The sequence below is a fragment of the Halopseudomonas sp. genome (assembly GCF_041579695.1).
Classification (GTDB): Bacteria; Pseudomonadota; Gammaproteobacteria; order Pseudomonadales; family Pseudomonadaceae; genus Halopseudomonas.
In genome coordinates this window covers 1-14323 of sequence record NZ_JBFGFI010000016.1, presented here as the reverse complement: position 1 = coordinate 14323, position 14323 = coordinate 1, and the positions used below count along the sequence as shown (strand labels likewise).

Below are 14323 nucleotides of genomic sequence, written 5' to 3'. Positions count from 1 at the left end.
AATTATGCGGACCATCATATTGCTTGCCCTGCTGGGGCTTTTTTCGACCGCCCATGCTGAAATCTATCGCTGGACAGATGCCCAGGGACGGGTGCATTTCAGTGAACGTCCGCGCCAGGGCGCCCAGCAGGTGGAGGTGAAACCACAGGTTATCCAGCGCGACGAGCAGGTACGTCAGCGTGAGGCGAACATGCGGCGCCTTCAGGAGGTCCGTGGCGAAGAGCGCGCAGCTGAACAACTGCAGCAAGCTGAGCAACGGGCCCGGCAACAGGCCTACTGCGACGGTCTGAACAACGAATTGGCACGTTACGACAAGCGTATTTACTGGTACGAAGAAGATAGTAGCGGTAAAAAGGTCGAAATCAGTCCCGAGCGCGTCGAGGAACGGAAAATGAAATTGCAGACATTGAAAAGAGAGCGCTGTTGACATGTCTGACCCGGGTAGCAATGTCCAGCAGGAGCAGCGCCGTATAGAGCGGCAGCAACTGAGCAGTTACCTGCGGGTGTTCAATCGCCATTCCGGCCGACCCATGGGTTATCTCGGCAATATTTCCCGCCAGGGCATGATGCTCATCAGCGATCTCCCGATCATGCTCGGCAGCTGCTACGAGCTGCAACTCAGGCTTCCCGGTCCGGGCGGATCGGTAGAGTTTTTCGATTTTACCGCCATGAGTCACTGGTGCCGCCCTGATGAGAACCCGGGTCACTATGACAGTGGCTTCAGCATAGTGCATAACCAGCAGGCATTCGCCGGACTGGCCGGCTCACTGACGCGGTATTTCAGCTTCCAGCACCCTGTGGATGCCTGAAGCGCGGCATTGCGTTACCCTGCGCCTTTGAACCTGACTGGGCGGCAGCATGAGCAAATCCTTCTACTGGTACGACTTCGAAGCCACGGGCATTGATCCCCGTCGGGACCGCCCCCTGCAGGTTGCCGGGGTGCGCACTGATGAACAGCTGAACGAGATCGGCGAGCCTCTGTGCATTGACTGCCGCCTGCCTGCTGACGTGTTACCGCACCCGATGGCATGCCTGGTCACCGGTATTGGTCCCGAGCGGGCCCTGGCAGGCCTGTCCGAGGCGGAATTCATTCATCGGTTGCACCAGCAGATGGCCGAGCCGGGCACCTGCAGTGTCGGCTACAACAGCCTGCGCTACGACGACGAGATGATGCGCTTTACCCTGTATCGCAATTTCCATGATCCCTATGCGCGTGAGTGGCAGAGTGGAAACAGCCGTTGGGATCTGCTCGACGGGCTTCGCGCAGCCCATGCACTGCGTCCTGAAGGCATTGTCTGGCCGCAGCAGGACGGTTTTACCAGTCTGCGCCTTGAGCTGCTGACTGCGGCCAACGGTATCGATCATGGCCAGGCGCACGACGCGCTGGCTGACGTCCGTGCGACCATTGCGATGGCCAGACTGCTGCGCGCCGCGCAACCACGTCTGTTTGACTATCTGCTTGGTCTGCGTAGCAAGCATCAGGTGTCGGCGCTTGTTGACTTGCAGGAGGTCCGGCCACTGGTGCACGTCTCTGGCCGTTTTGGTCGCGAACGTCAGGGTCTGGGTTTGGTATTGCCGTTGGCCTGGCATCCGCAGAACAAGAACGCGTTGGTTGTCTACGACCTGGCCAGTGATCCTGATCTGCTCGCAGACCTGTCTGTGCAGGAGCTGCGCGAGCGTCTGTACCTGCGCCGCGAGGATCTCTCCGAAGGCCAGATGCGCCCCGGCCTGAAGCTGGTGCATATCAACAAATGTCCCTTCCTCGCCGATTTGAAAGTGCTGCGCGGTGAAGACATCGACAGGCTGGGTCTTGATATGCCCGCATTGCTGCAAAACGCCAAACGTCTCGCCACATGGCGAGACGGCGGGGTGGAAAAACTGCACGCGGTATACCAGCCCGAAAATGCCGCTGTGCCGACTTCGGATGATGCCGAGGCGCAGCTGTATGACGGTTTCATCAGCGATGCCGACCGCCGGCTGTTGGCAATGGTGCGCGAGGCAGACGGCCGTATGCTGGCGGCCACTCAGTGGCCACTGCGCGACCAGCGGCTGGTAGAGATGCTGCCGCGCTACCGCGCGCGTAATTTTCCCGACTGCCTCAGCGCTGCCGAGCAGGCGCAATGGCAGGATTATTGCCGCAAACGGCTCGGGGGCGAACTGCCGGGTGCGTCGCTCACCCTGGCCGATTTCATGCGGGCGATTGACAGTGAGTTGTCCGGGCGCGAAGGAGCACAGGCTGAGCTGCTTCGGCGCTGGAGGGAGTATGCAGTGGGGCGTGCGGCTGAGCTGGGACTGAAGGGGGTCTGATGACCAGATTGGTTGCTGCATACGGGTATTGAATGAGACATGAAAAAGCCCCGCCGGATTGCCCGCGGGGCTTTATTTTACGCTTGTTAGTTATCAGCGTTGGAAGACGTATTCCGAACTATCAGCCCAGAATGGTAACCCAGGACTCGACGGTATCACCGCCATATTTACCCTTCCACTCTTTCAGAACCTTGTGATTGCCACCCTTTGTTTCGATCACTTCACCGGTATGCGGGTTTTTGTATTGCTTCACCTTGCGTGCACGCTTGGTGCCACTGCTCTTGACGCTCTTACTGCTGGCCAGTTTGTTTTCGGGGTCGAGGATGATCACGACATCCTTCAATGACTTGTTATATTCAGCCATCAGTGCGCGCAATTTTTCTTCGAACTCGATTTCCTGCTTGAGTTTCTTGTCGTTGGACAATGAATTCATACGTTCTGTAAGTTCACGAATGGTTTGCTGCAGGCTGCGGAATTCTTGTAATGCCGACATAAATGGAGTCTCCGGTGCGGATTAAATTTTTAACATGAAGATAATAATCCAGCCTCATGTTTTATACAATCTCGGGCTGAGCAATATGCACTTCTCGGTATCTGAAATATTAACTTTTGTTACGCGGGTGGCTGAAACTTTGGTTGCACGTGGTTGCTATTATTCTGCAAGGGAACAGGTAGAATGACCGCTTTTGACAGCGAGCCAGCCGGCCCGCAGCTGGAGTGGGGTTATGCGCACTTATCGTTTGGTCATTGCCTGTCCTGATCGGGTGGGAATCGTTGCGAAAGTCAGCAATGTGCTTGCTGCTTACAATGGCTGGATTACCGAAGCCAACCATCATTCGGACAATCTTTCCGGGTGGTTCTTTATGCGCCACGAAATCAGGGCTGATTCACTTCCTTTCGATCTTGACGGTTTGCGCACGGCCTTTGCACCCATTGCCAGGGAGTTTGCGATGGACTGGCATGTGAGTGACTCCGGCGTGCGCAAGAAAGTTGTGTTGATGGCCAGTCGCGAGTCGCACTGCCTGGCAGACCTGTTACATCGCTGGCATAGCGGTGAACTGGCTTGCGATATTACCAGTGTCATTTCCAACCATGACGATCTGCGCAGCATGGTGGAATGGCACGGCATACCTTTTCATCACGTCCCGGTCGACAGTTCTGACAAGAATCCCGCATTCGACTGCGTGGCCAATCTTGTGGAAAATCAACAGGCTGACTGCATCGTGCTGGCGCGTTATATGCAAATACTTCCTCCGCAACTATGCCAACGCTACGCCAATCGGGTGATCAACATACATCACAGTTTTCTCCCCTCCTTCGTCGGCGCGCGTCCTTATCATCAAGCTGCCCAGCGGGGAGTTAAACTGATCGGTGCGACTTGCCACTATGTTACGGATGAGCTCGATGCGGGTCCGATCATCGAACAGGATGTGGTGCGTATTACCCACCGGCACAATGCCGAGGATATGGTCCGGCTGGGAAAAGACGTGGAAAAAATGGTGCTTTCGCGTGGTTTGCGCTATCACTTGGAAGACAGGGTGCTGGTTCACGACAACAAGACCGTTGTCTTTGGCTAGCACCCGGAGGCACGGTAGAAGGTATTACCAGTCTCATACAGACAAGGAGAACCCATGCTGAAGATTGTCAAAGCGCACCAATACATGACTGCTGACCTGGTATGTTTCACACCGGAGATGGAGCTGGCCAAGGCCATTGATCTTCTGTTACAGCATCGCATTTCCGGAGCGCCTGTGATCGACGAGCGCAAACAGTTGGTTGGCATCCTGTCTGAAGGCGATTGCCTGAAAGGCGCGCTGACCGGCAGCTATTTCGAGGAGGCTGCAGTCATCGTAAGTGACGTGATGACCCGCTCGGTGGACACCGTCGATGTTGAGGCAGACATCGTTTCTGTTGCAGAACGTTTCGTGCATACCGGTCGTCGCCGGTTTCCTGTCGTGGACGACGGGAGGCTGGTCGGGCAGATCAGTCGCCGCGATATCCTGCGTGCAGTCAAGCATTTCAATGATCACGGAGCACCTGGAGCATGATGCTTGAGGGCTTTCACGGCCTGGATGATGATGCGGATGAATTCGATCCATTAAATCATGGAGCCGTCCCACCACCGCCGGTTATTGGTGGCGGCTGCCTTGCCCGTTTTGATCCGCTCGCTCTGAATGAAGACTCCGGTGCCGATTTCGCCCCTGAACCTGATACTGATTGATGGCGTTTTGATATAGTAGGCTCAGGTTTCCGAAGTGGTTTGGTGTTCGTGATTAAAGGCTTTTCCAGCGAGCGCTCTTATTAGTCAGGGAGTTCAGTTTCTTCCATGCTGAAAAAAATTACGGTCGAGCAGGCGACAACAGGGATGTTCGTGCATCAGTTCTGCGGCTCCTGGGTTGATCATCCATTCTGGAGCCGCCAACTGCTCATTGCTAACGGCTCAGTCCTGCGCAAAATCCGTGATAGCGGCATACGTGAACTGATCATTGATCTTGAACGCGGTGTCGGCGTTGACAAGCCGGAAGAGATAGCTTCCCCATTGCCTGTTCCAGACCCCATACCGGTTATCACTGATTCGCCGGCCGAGGTGCAAGAGTCGTTGCAACCCAACCCGATAGCGGATAATAGTTCTTGCTCGGTTGCGCAGGAGTTGGATCGCGCCCAGGAGCTGGTGGCTCGCGGCAAACGTGATGTGATACGTATGTTCGCCGATGTGCGAATGGGTAAGGTGATCGAAGGCGAAGGATTGCAGTTATTGGTTTCGGACATGTCCGAATCACTAAAGCGTAATGCCCATGCGCTGTTGGGGCTGGTACGGATCAAGCGTCGCGACGAGTACACTTATATGCATTCGGTAGCTGTCGCCGCCCTGATGCTTGCGCTCGCCCGCAGTTACGGGTGTGACGAGCACACCATCAGGGTTGCCGGCATGGCCGGGCTATTGCACGACCTCGGCAAGGTAGCGATGCCTGATCATATTCTTAACAAGCCGGGCAAACTAACCGACGCCGAGTTTGATGTCATGCGCGGCCACCCTGCAGCAGGCGCCAGTCTGCTTACCGCGCTGGCGGGTATGCCGGCAGAGGTTATCGATGCGTGTCTGCATCACCATGAAAAAATGGATGGTTCCGGCTATCCGGGCAAACTGTCTGGCGAACATATCAGTCTTATGGCCCGTATGGCGGCTATCTGCGATGTGTATGATGCGATCACGTCTAACCGGCCGTATCACCTTGGCGGGGACCCGGCCAGTTCGCTGAGCCGAATGGCGAGCTGGAAAGGCCATTTCGATACATCTTTATTCCACATATTTGTGCGCACCCTGGGTATCTATCCCATAGGCTCGCTGGTGCGCCTTGCCTCAGACAGGCTTGCCATAGTCATCGAGCAGAATCCGGCTTCGCTGCTCAAGCCTCGATTGCGCGTTTTTTACAGCGCCACCAAGCGTCAGTGGCTTTCGCCGGAAACGCTTGACCTGGCGATCGATGATTGTGATGACGGCATTGTCGGCCGCGAAGACCCTGTAGCCTGGGGGCTTTCTGGTCTCGACCGTTTGTGGGCAGGCTCGGTAGCCGTAGGCTGATTTATATTTCGCGCTTGCAATCAAGATTTCTCATATCCGGCCGCTAGATTAAGTAGGCGCTGTTCCCAACGAACTTCAATATCTAGAGTAAACCTGCATGAATCTGAGAAATTATTCCATTGCTGCCAGGCTCGCTGGTGGCTTCGCCCTGATTGCTTTGCTGGTTGTGTTGCTTGGTACACTGGCAATGCGAGAAATGGGCGGTATGCGCGACCAGGCCAACGCTGTCGAAACTGTCTGGGTGCCGAACATTCTGTCGGTGTCCGGTTTCGGTCAGGATATCCTGCGCATCCGCAATTTCACTCTGCAGATGCTGATGGAGGAAAGTCCTGCTGCCCGGCAGGCGCTCGAGGGTCGGATTGTGTCATTGATCGAGGATATGAAGAGATCCGAAGCAAATTATGCCGGCACGCTGACCACGGGGGAAAAGCAGCGCACGTTCGAGGCCTATATTGCCAAGCGTGAAGAATTCATGGTGGTACAGAAGCAGGTCGCGATGCTTGCACTGGAAGGACAGTTTGATCAGGGGGAAAAGCTGGTCCAAACGCGATTAAGCCTGCTGGGCGACTCATTGGTACAAAACCTGCTGGCTATCGAGAAGGTGTTGCGCGAGGGCGTGGCGCAGGCAGGGGACGAATCCCAAGCCAGTTATGCCAGCGCGCAGCTGGCAGTCATCATATTCATTGTCTTTGCTGCAATTCTCACTGTCGTCTTGGCCTTGATATTGACCCGCAGTATCGTGACGCCGGTTCGCCAGGCGGTAGAGATCACTGAGGTAGTGGCATCCGGCGATCTGACTCACAACTTCGCGGTAACCGGCAAGGATGAACCTGCGCGGTTGTTGCGCGCTTTGAGCACAATGCAGAATCAGCTGCGCGAAACTATCCAGGGCATCGGCAACTCTTCGACTCAACTGGCTTCGGCGGCAGAAGAGTTGAACGCAGTGACGGAAGACGCAACGCGTGGCCTGCAGCGCCAGAACGACGAAATTCAGCAAGCTGCGACCGCAGTCAATGAAATGAGTACGGCGGTAGATGAGGTCGCGAGTAATGCGGTTTCCACCTCGGAGCAGTCGAAGGCGACTAGTGCCACAGCCGCAGAGGGTCAGCAGCAGGTAGCGCGCACGGTTACCAGTATCGACAAGCTGACAGCCACTATCGAGTCCACATCGACCGAAGTTCAGGAACTGGCCGACAAGGCGCAGAACATCAGCCGCGTGCTGGACGTGATCCGCGCCATTGCCGAGCAGACCAACCTTCTTGCATTGAATGCGGCGATCGAAGCGGCACGGGCCGGCGAGCAGGGCAGGGGGTTTGCGGTGGTCGCCGATGAAGTGCGCGCTCTGGCTCATCGCACGCAGCAGTCGACCAAGGAAATCGAAGACATGATCGGTACCATGCAGCAGGGTACCGAAAAGTCAGTCGAGGCGATGAACATCAGCCGCACCATGGCCAATTCGACCCTTGAGCAGGCCAATGCCGCTGGTGAAGCGCTGAAGCAGATTACTGAAGCAATCTCCCAGATCAACGAGCGCAACATGGTGATTGCCAGCGCGGCCGAAGAGCAGGCTCAGGTATCCCGTGAAGTGGATCGCAATCTGGTCAATATCCGCGATTTGTCGACCCAGTCGGCAGCCGGCGCCGAGCAGACCAGCAGTTCCAGTCGCGAGCTGTCACGCCTGGCAGTAGAGATGAACGAGCTGGTCAATCGCTTCAAGGTCTGATCTGCTGGACACAGAGACGCGGGCATAAAAAAACCACCCAAGGGGTGGTTTTTCGTTTGCGGCTTGTGCTGATCAGGCCATTTCGGTTTGCTTCTCGCTCTGCTGCGCTTGCTCCTTGGCCGGAGTCGGCGTGCGGATCAGGTGGTCAAAGGCGCCCAGCGCTGCGGCCGAACCGGCACCCATCGCGATGATGATCTGCTTGAAGGGTACGGTGGTCACGTCGCCAGCAGCGAACACATTGGGTATCGAAGTGGTCCCGCGGTTGTCGATTTCGATCTCGCCGTGCTTGCTAAGCTTCACCGGACCGCCCTTGAGCCAATCGGTGTTGGGAATCAGGCCGATCTGCACGAAGATACCCGCCACGTCTACTTGTTTGCTTTCCTGGGTCTCGCGGTCGGTATAGGTCAAACCTACTACCTTGTTGCCATCACCGCGAACTTCGGTGGTCTGCGCACTCTTGATGATCTCGATGTTCGGCATGGACCGGGCTTTACGCTGCAGTACCTCATCGGCGCGCAGGGTGTCAGCAAACTCCAGCACGGTGACGTGCTCGACAATGCCGGCCAGGTCGATGGCCGCCTCGATACCCGAGTTACCGCCACCGATGACCGCCACGCGCTTGCCCTTGAACAGCGGGCCGTCGCAATGAGGGCAATAGGCAACGCCCTTGCCGCGGTATTCCTGCTCACCGGCGACATTCATTTCCCTCCAGCGTGCACCGGTGGCCAGAATGACCGAGCGGCCGGACAAGCTGGCACCGTTCTCGAGGCCGATGGTCACATAATCACCTTCGGTCAGGCTGACAGCCTGCTGCTCGGTAAACACATCGACCTCGTATTCCTTCACATGCTCTTCCAGGCTGGCTACCAGCTTGGGGCCCTCGGTGTAGTTGACTGAAATGAAGTTCTCGATACCCATGGTATCCATTACCTGGCCGCCGAAACGCTCGGCTACCAGCGCGGTGCGGATGCCCTTCCGTGCGGCGTAGATGGCAGCTGCGGCGCCTGCCGGGCCGCCGCCGACGATCAGGACTTCATAGGGTTCCTGCTTGTTCAGTTCGGCCGCCTTGCGCTTGCTCGCGTTGGCGTCGACCTTGTTGATGATTTCCGGCAGGGTCATCCGGCCCTGGCCGAAGGGCTGTCCGTTCAGATACACCGAAGGCACGGCCATGATCTGGCGTTCTTCGACTTCATCCTGGAACAGGGCGCCGTCGATCATCACATGGGTGATGTTCGGATTGACTGTCGCCATCAGGTTCAGCGCCTGGACCACGTCCGGGCAGTTCTGGCATGACAGTGAAATATAGGTCTCGAAGTGATATTCGCCATCCAGGTGACGGATCTGCTCCAGCAGAGCGGGATCGGTCTTGGAAGGATGCCCGCCGCTATGCAGCAAGGCCAGCACCAGCGAAGTGAATTCGTGGCCCATGGGCAGCCCGGCAAAGCTGATGCGCGGCGGCACGCCGGTCTGGGCAATGCTCATGCTCGGGGTGCGCTTGGCCTCGTTCCAGTTCAGGCTGATGTGCGGCGACATCTCGGCGATTTCAGTCGCCAGTTCGTTCAGTTCACGGCCCTTGGGGCTTTCGTCTGCGGACACGCTGAGCTCGATCGGAGTGATGATGTTCTGCAGGTACGTGTCCAGCTGTTTCTTCAGGTTGGCGTCCAACATAAGCGTGTCCGTCCTCGTCAATAGCAAATTCAAGTCGAAAAAAAACCTGGCCCGCCAACCCGGAGCAGTGCTCCGTGGCGGGCCAGGTTATCCGGTAGTGCTTAGATCTTGCCTACCAGGTCAAGCGAGGGAGCCAGCGTGGCGCTGCCTTCTTCCCACTTGGCGGGGCAGACTTCGCCCGGGTGAGCAGCCACATACTGGGCAGCCTTGACCTTGCGCAGCAGGTCCACGGCGTTGCGGCCGATTCCTTCGGAAGTCACTTCGACGGCCTGGATGATGCCCTCGGGGTCGACGATAAAGGTACCGCGGTCAGCCAGCCCCATTTCTTCGCGCATGTTGTCGAAGTTGCGGGTGATGGTGCCAGTCGGGTCGCCGATCATGGTGTACTGGATCTTGCCGATGGTCTCGGAGCTGTCATGCCACGCTTTGTGCGTGAAGTGAGTGTCGGTAGATACCGAATAGATCTCGACACCGATCTTCTGGAAATCATCGTAGTAGTCGGCTACGTCGCCCAGCTCGGTCGGGCAAACGAAGGTGAAGTCGGCTGGGTAGAAGAAGAACACGGCCCACTTGCCATCGATATCTTTATCCGACACTTCGATGAATTTGCCCTGCTTGAATGCCTGGGCCTTGAAAGGTTTGATCTTGGTGTTGATGACGGACATCGTTGACTCCTTGTTGATTAATCGATTGGTGATGAAGGCGAGATAATAGTAGGCGCTTACCCTGAATACCTAAAATAAATTTCAGCTAACTCATGGATAGCTTTTGCCTATTTGGGGGTTTGGGCCGGGCATTTCAAGGCGCAGAAAGGGGAATTGACCCCAATCAATTATCCCGCAAGGCGGATAGTCGAGAATGGCTTCTCAACACGATGCGATCTGATCCCTCAATTCAGGGAACTCTTCAGGTCAGATCACCCTTGATGGCAGTGGTTCCCTTTCTCACAGGAGCGTTCCGATGGATTTTGCCTATAGCAACGAAACCGAAGCCCTGCAGGCCCGCGTGCGCGATTTTCTCGATAATCATATCGTGCCGCGAATAGCTCAATGGCAACAGGAAGCCGTTGACGGCAAACGGGTGTCCTTCATGGCTGACCTCAAGTCGCTGGCCCGCGAAGAGGGCTTGTGGAATCTGTTCCTGCCGTCGCTGGCAGAATGCGAGCCTGGCACCCGCCTGACCAATCTGCAATACGCGCCCCTGGCGGAAATCATGGGCCGGGTAAGCTGGGCGTCGGAGGTGTTCAACTGTAACGCACCGGATACCGGCAATATGGAATTGCTGCACATGTTTGCTACGCCGGCGCAACGCGAGCAATGGCTGCAGCCGTTGATGAGTGGCGACATCAGGTCGGCGTTCGCGATGACCGAGCCGGATGTTGCTTCGTCCGATGCCAGCAACATACAGACCCTGATCCGCCGTGAGGGTGTCGAGTACGTGATCAACGGACGCAAGTGGTTCATCACCAACGCCTCGCACCCTGATTGCACCTTCCTGATCGTAATGGGCAAGACCGATCCTGAAGGCGAGGCGCGCCGGCAACAGAGCATGATCATTGTTCCCTGCGACACCCCTGGTGTCGAACTGGTGCGCAACATACCCGTGATGCACCATGTGGCGCCCGAGGGCCACTGCGAACTGCTGTTGAGCAATGTGCGTGTACCTGCGGCCAATCTGCTGGGTAATGAGGGCGACGGCTTCATGATGGCCCAGGCGCGCCTGGGGCCGGGCCGCGTGCATCACTGCATGCGCGCAATCGGCATGGCCGAGTTGGCGCTGGAACTGATGGTTGACCGGGCCCAGGAACGCAAGACCTTTGACCGTTATCTGCATCAGCACGGCAGTATCTCCGAGTGGATCGCCCGCTCGCGCATGGAGATCGAGCAGGCGCGCCTGCTGGTCCTCAAGACCGCCTGGATGATTGATGAAGTCGGTGCCCGTGCCGCCCGCCGGGAAATTGCGATGATCAAGGCCGTGGTGCCATCGATGCTGGGCGGCGTGGTGGATCGGGCGATGCAAGTATTCGGCGCGATGGGTCTGACCCCGGACACACCGCTGGCCGACCTGTGGATAGGCTCCCGCGCGCTGCGGATTGCCGACGGCCCGGACGAGGTGCATTTGCGCAGCATTGCGCGCATGGAGATCGACGCCAGCCACGAGCGGCGTGGCAGCAGCAGCGATTATCTGACGCCACCGGACAGCCTGAGGCGCGGAGGCTGAAACAGATCGCGCAGGTATGCCTCCAGGGAGGTAATGCTCAGGCCTTCGCGGTGGGTTAAAGTAGGCGTCATCGGATCTACAGGAGCGCAATATGCTTACCCATCTGGACGCCCAGGGCCATGCGAACATGGTCGATGTTACCGCCAAGGACGCAACCTTTCGTGAGGCCGTCGCCGAAGCCCAGGTGCGGATGCGCCCCGACACCCTGGCCCTGATCCAGAACGGTGGCCACCCCAAGGGCGACGTATTCGCCGTGGCGCGCATTGCCGGCATCATGGCGGCCAAGCGGACCCATGAGCTTATCCCGCTGTGTCATCCGCTACTGCTCACCGGTATCCGGGTCGAGCTCACCGCCGAGGAGCCTGACTTGGTCAGGATCGAGGCACGCTGCAAGCTGGCCGGGCAGACGGGCGTGGAAATGGAGGCGTTGACCGCGGCCAGTATTGCTGCGCTGACGCTCTACGACATGTGCAAGGCAGTCGACAAGGGCATGGTCATTGAAACCACCCGGCTGCTGGAAAAGACCGGTGGCAAGAGTGGCCATTTCCGTATAGGGGAGTCCGGATGATTACCTTGCAACTCTTTGCCCGTTACCGGGAATTGCTGGATACCGACCATGAACGGATCCCCTGGGACGCAGGCCTTCGGACTGTTGCCGATTTGCGCGACCGCCTGCTGGCCCGCGGCAATGCCTGGGAAGTGCTCGCAGAGCCGCGCCTGATGTGCGCGTGTAATCAGGAAATGTGTAGCCTGGATACGCCCCTGGCTGACGGTGACGAAGTTGCCTTTTTCCCGCCCGTAACCGGGGGTTGATATGACTATCGTGGTGCAGACTGACACCTTCGATCCCGGCGCCATGCTCAACGGGCTGCATGCAGCGCAACTGGGCGTCGGCGCGGTAGTGGGTTTTGTCGGCTACGTGCGCGATTTCAACGACGGGGAGGAGGTCGCGGGCATGTTGCTTGAGCACTACCCGGGCATGACCGAGAAGGCGCTGCAAATGATCGTGGATGAAGCCAGTCAACGCTGGCCACTACTGGGTGTCGATGTGCTGCACCGCGTGGGCCGGCTGGAGCCCGGCGAGCCCATCGTGTTTGTCGGTGTCAGTTCCGCGCACCGGGCTGCCGCTTTCGAGGCGAGTCATTTCATCATCGATTATCTGAAAACCCGCGCACCATTCTGGAAGAAGGAAGATACCGGTTCCGGCCCGCGGTGGGTTGACGCGCGGGATCAGGACAGTGCAGAGATGGACAAGTGGCGTCTCCCCGACGCTGCTGATTGACCTCGCCGGTTCGGGCTGATCCATGTTGTTTGCTTGACGCTGGTCAAGGCGAGTTGGCGGCTGATGATTCAGAGTCGTCAACTATCAGCTTTGTCCCCTGCAAGGAGCTTCTATGCAACTGGTATGTCCCGCGGGCAGTTTGCCTGCGCTCAAGGCCGCGGTCCGCTGTGGCGCGGATGCGGTGTATACCGGCTTTCGAGACGACACCAACGCCCGCCATTTCGCTGGACTGAATTTCTCCGAAAAACACCTCGAGAGCGGTCTTGAACTGATCCGCTCCCGCGGTCGCCAGCTGTACATCGCGGTCAACACCTATGCGTTGCCGGATGGCTGGTCACGCTGGAAAAGAGCGGTAGATCAGGCCGCCGATCTCGGTGTCGATGCATTGATCGCCGCCGATCCAGGCGTGCTTGCCTATGCCAGCAGGCAACACCCCGATCTGAATCTGCATCTGTCGGTCCAGGGCTCGGCAACCAATGCCGCCGCTCTGGACTTTTATCACCAGCAATACGGCATCCGTCGCGCTGTGTTGCCTCGGGTGCTGTCGCTCAATCAGGTGCGTCAGGTGGCCGCCAGCAGCCCGGTACCGGTAGAGGTCTTTGCCTTCGGCAGTCTGTGCATCATGGCCGAGGGTCGTTGCCATTTGTCTTCCTATGTCACCGGGCAGTCGCCCAACCTGTGCGGGGTGTGCTCCCCTGCCAGTGCGGTGCGCTGGAGCCAGGAACCCGAAGCGCTCACTTCACGACTGAACGAGGTGCTCATCGACCGCTATGCCGAAGGAGAAGCAGCCGGCTATCCGACCCTGTGCAAGGGTCGGTTCATGGTCAATGGCAAACGTTTTCATGCCCTGGAAGAGCCGACCAGCCTGAACACCATTGATCTGATTCCACAGTTGACCGCGATCGGTGTCGCTGCCGTGAAGATAGAAGGGCGCCAGCGCAGCCCCAGCTACGTCGAGCAGGTGACCGGCGTCTGGCGCCAGGCGCTGGACCGCTATACGGCCAATCCTGGCGAATTTGCTGTGGATCCGGCCTGGAACCGCTTGCTGGAAAAACTATCGGAAGGCAGTCAGACGACGCTGGGCGCTTACCACCGGCCATGGCAATGAGGAGGCAGTACAAATGAAGCTCTCGATGGGCCCGATACTGTTCTACTGGACACGCCAGGAGATCATGGATTTTTACGCCAACATGGCTTCTCAGCCACTGGATGCCATCTACCTGGGTGAAACGGTCTGCTCCAAGCGCAGGGCGCTGTCGCTGGATGACTGGCTAGGCCTTGCACGCGACCTGCGCACCGCAACTGATGCGGAAATAGTCCTTTCCAGCATGGCGCTGATCGAGGCGGCTTCCGAGCTGTCTACCCTGCGCAGGCTATGCGACAACGGTGAGATTCGCGTCGAGGCCAACGATATCGCCGCAGTGCAATATCTGAGTCAACGGGGAGTCGAGTTCATCGGCGGTCCTTCACTCAATCTCTACAATGCCTATGCCCTGGACGAAATGGTCGGTCTCGGCATGCTGCGCTGGGTACCGCCGGT

Annotated in this window: 16 protein-coding genes and 1 pseudogene; 14 read left to right on the top strand and 3 right to left on the bottom strand. The window is 57.8% G+C overall.

Going from position 1 to position 14323, the window contains the following annotated elements; all coding sequences use genetic code 11:
- Window positions 1–4: 4 nt before the first annotated feature.
- From ABYA88_RS05480 to sbcB, 3 genes are read left to right on the top strand one after another with little or no spacing between them, the layout of a single operon-like run.
- Window positions 5–427, top strand: coding sequence for a DUF4124 domain-containing protein (locus ABYA88_RS05480; protein ID WP_373185963.1), 423 nt, complete (start codon window positions 5–7; stop codon window positions 425–427).
- Between the two features lies 1 nt (window position 428).
- Complete coding sequence (locus tag ABYA88_RS05475; protein ID WP_373185962.1) at window positions 429–809, top strand: PilZ domain-containing protein; 381 nt, start codon at window positions 429–431, stop codon at window positions 807–809.
- Window positions 810–858: 49 nt separating this feature from the next.
- Window positions 859–2307 (top strand): exodeoxyribonuclease I, encoded by a 1449-nt coding sequence (gene sbcB / locus ABYA88_RS05470; RefSeq protein ID WP_373185961.1) that lies wholly within the window; start codon window positions 859–861, stop codon window positions 2305–2307.
- A 121-nt stretch (window positions 2308–2428) separates the two neighbouring features.
- Here the strand turns inward: sbcB and mvaT are convergent, their stop codons facing one another.
- Window positions 2429–2800, bottom strand: a complete 372-nt coding sequence (gene mvaT / locus ABYA88_RS05465; protein ID WP_373185960.1) for a histone-like nucleoid-structuring protein MvaT — start codon at window positions 2798–2800, stop codon at window positions 2429–2431.
- 232 nt (window positions 2801–3032) lie between these two features.
- Between mvaT and purU the strand changes: the two genes are divergently transcribed.
- From purU to ABYA88_RS05440, 5 genes are all read left to right on the top strand, one after another.
- Window positions 3033–3884: a formyltetrahydrofolate deformylase gene (gene purU / locus ABYA88_RS05460; protein ID WP_373185959.1), complete on the top strand. Its 852-nt coding sequence runs from the start codon at window positions 3033–3035 to the stop codon at window positions 3882–3884.
- Window positions 3885–3938: 54 nt separating this feature from the next.
- Window positions 3939–4355, top strand: coding sequence for a CBS domain-containing protein (locus tag ABYA88_RS05455; RefSeq protein WP_373185958.1), 417 nt, complete (start codon window positions 3939–3941; stop codon window positions 4353–4355).
- Window positions 4352–4528 carry a hypothetical protein gene (locus ABYA88_RS05450; RefSeq protein ID WP_373185957.1) on the top strand — a complete coding sequence of 59 codons (177 nt, stop codon included), beginning with the start codon at window positions 4352–4354 and terminating at the stop codon, window positions 4526–4528. Before ABYA88_RS05455 ends, ABYA88_RS05450 begins: the two co-directional genes overlap by 4 nt.
- A 105-nt stretch (window positions 4529–4633) precedes the next feature.
- A complete protein-coding gene (locus ABYA88_RS05445; protein WP_373185956.1) occupies window positions 4634–5890 on the top strand; it encodes an HD-GYP domain-containing protein in 1257 nt (418 codons plus the stop codon).
- Window positions 5891–5987: 97 nt separating this feature from the next.
- On the top strand, window positions 5988–7613 hold the full coding sequence (locus ABYA88_RS05440; protein WP_373185955.1) for a methyl-accepting chemotaxis protein: 1626 nt from the start codon (window positions 5988–5990) through the stop codon (window positions 7611–7613).
- A gap of 72 nt (window positions 7614–7685) precedes the next feature.
- Here ABYA88_RS05440 and ahpF read toward each other — a convergent pair whose 3' ends face one another.
- Window positions 7686–9281 carry an alkyl hydroperoxide reductase subunit F gene (ahpF, locus tag ABYA88_RS05435; RefSeq protein ID WP_373185954.1) on the bottom strand — a complete coding sequence of 532 codons (1596 nt, stop codon included), beginning with the start codon at window positions 9279–9281 and terminating at the stop codon, window positions 7686–7688.
- Window positions 9282–9382: 101 nt separating this feature from the next.
- A complete protein-coding gene (ahpC, locus tag ABYA88_RS05430; RefSeq protein ID WP_373185953.1) occupies window positions 9383–9946 on the bottom strand; it encodes an alkyl hydroperoxide reductase subunit C in 564 nt (187 codons plus the stop codon).
- 295 nt (window positions 9947–10241) lie between these two features.
- Between ahpC and ABYA88_RS05425 the strand changes: the two genes are divergently transcribed.
- The 6 genes and pseudogenes from ABYA88_RS05425 to ABYA88_RS05400 form a co-directional block, all read left to right on the top strand.
- Window positions 10242–11501, top strand: a complete 1260-nt coding sequence (locus ABYA88_RS05425; protein ID WP_373185952.1) for an acyl-CoA dehydrogenase family protein — start codon at window positions 10242–10244, stop codon at window positions 11499–11501.
- A gap of 91 nt (window positions 11502–11592) precedes the next feature.
- On the top strand, window positions 11593–12069 hold the full coding sequence (moaC, locus tag ABYA88_RS05420; RefSeq protein ID WP_373185951.1) for a cyclic pyranopterin monophosphate synthase MoaC: 477 nt from the start codon (window positions 11593–11595) through the stop codon (window positions 12067–12069).
- The gene (gene moaD, locus ABYA88_RS05415; protein WP_373185950.1) at window positions 12066–12314 is read left to right on the top strand and encodes a molybdopterin converting factor subunit 1; all 249 of its coding nucleotides are present in this window, start codon (window positions 12066–12068) and stop codon (window positions 12312–12314) included. Before moaC ends, moaD begins: the two co-directional genes overlap by 4 nt.
- 1 nt (window position 12315) lies before the next feature.
- Window positions 12316–12783: a molybdopterin synthase catalytic subunit MoaE gene (gene moaE, locus ABYA88_RS05410; protein WP_373185949.1), complete on the top strand. Its 468-nt coding sequence runs from the start codon at window positions 12316–12318 to the stop codon at window positions 12781–12783.
- Window positions 12784–12895: 112 nt separating this feature from the next.
- Window positions 12896–13891, top strand: coding sequence for a peptidase U32 family protein (locus tag ABYA88_RS05405; protein ID WP_373185948.1), 996 nt, complete (start codon window positions 12896–12898; stop codon window positions 13889–13891).
- A gap of 13 nt (window positions 13892–13904) precedes the next feature.
- Window positions 13905–14323: pseudogene (locus ABYA88_RS05400) on the top strand (U32 family peptidase); the annotation flags it as partial.

Excerpts from the sequence above, each read along its gene's own strand:
- ABYA88_RS05480 (WP_373185963.1), top strand. The coding sequence starts at position 5 with ATGCGGACCATCATATTGCTTGCCCTGCTGGGGCTTTTTTCGACCGCC.
- ABYA88_RS05475 (WP_373185962.1), top strand. The coding sequence starts at position 429 with ATGTCTGACCCGGGTAGCAATGTCCAGCAGGAGCAGCGCCGTATAGAG.
- sbcB (WP_373185961.1), top strand. The coding sequence starts at position 859 with ATGAGCAAATCCTTCTACTGGTACGACTTCGAAGCCACGGGCATTGAT.
- mvaT (WP_373185960.1), bottom strand. The coding sequence starts at position 2,800 with ATGTCGGCATTACAAGAATTCCGCAGCCTGCAGCAAACCATTCGTGAA.
- purU (WP_373185959.1), top strand. The coding sequence starts at position 3,033 with ATGCGCACTTATCGTTTGGTCATTGCCTGTCCTGATCGGGTGGGAATC.
- ABYA88_RS05455 (WP_373185958.1), top strand. The coding sequence starts at position 3,939 with ATGCTGAAGATTGTCAAAGCGCACCAATACATGACTGCTGACCTGGTA.
- ABYA88_RS05450 (WP_373185957.1), top strand. The coding sequence starts at position 4,352 with ATGATGCTTGAGGGCTTTCACGGCCTGGATGATGATGCGGATGAATTC.
- ABYA88_RS05445 (WP_373185956.1), top strand. The coding sequence starts at position 4,634 with ATGCTGAAAAAAATTACGGTCGAGCAGGCGACAACAGGGATGTTCGTG.
- ABYA88_RS05440 (WP_373185955.1), top strand. The coding sequence starts at position 5,988 with ATGAATCTGAGAAATTATTCCATTGCTGCCAGGCTCGCTGGTGGCTTC.
- ahpF (WP_373185954.1), bottom strand. The coding sequence starts at position 9,281 with ATGTTGGACGCCAACCTGAAGAAACAGCTGGACACGTACCTGCAGAAC.
- ahpC (WP_373185953.1), bottom strand. The coding sequence starts at position 9,946 with ATGTCCGTCATCAACACCAAGATCAAACCTTTCAAGGCCCAGGCATTC.
- ABYA88_RS05425 (WP_373185952.1), top strand. The coding sequence starts at position 10,242 with ATGGATTTTGCCTATAGCAACGAAACCGAAGCCCTGCAGGCCCGCGTG.
- moaC (WP_373185951.1), top strand. The coding sequence starts at position 11,593 with ATGCTTACCCATCTGGACGCCCAGGGCCATGCGAACATGGTCGATGTT.
- moaD (WP_373185950.1), top strand. The coding sequence starts at position 12,066 with ATGATTACCTTGCAACTCTTTGCCCGTTACCGGGAATTGCTGGATACC.
- moaE (WP_373185949.1), top strand. The coding sequence starts at position 12,316 with ATGACTATCGTGGTGCAGACTGACACCTTCGATCCCGGCGCCATGCTC.
- ABYA88_RS05405 (WP_373185948.1), top strand. The coding sequence starts at position 12,896 with ATGCAACTGGTATGTCCCGCGGGCAGTTTGCCTGCGCTCAAGGCCGCG.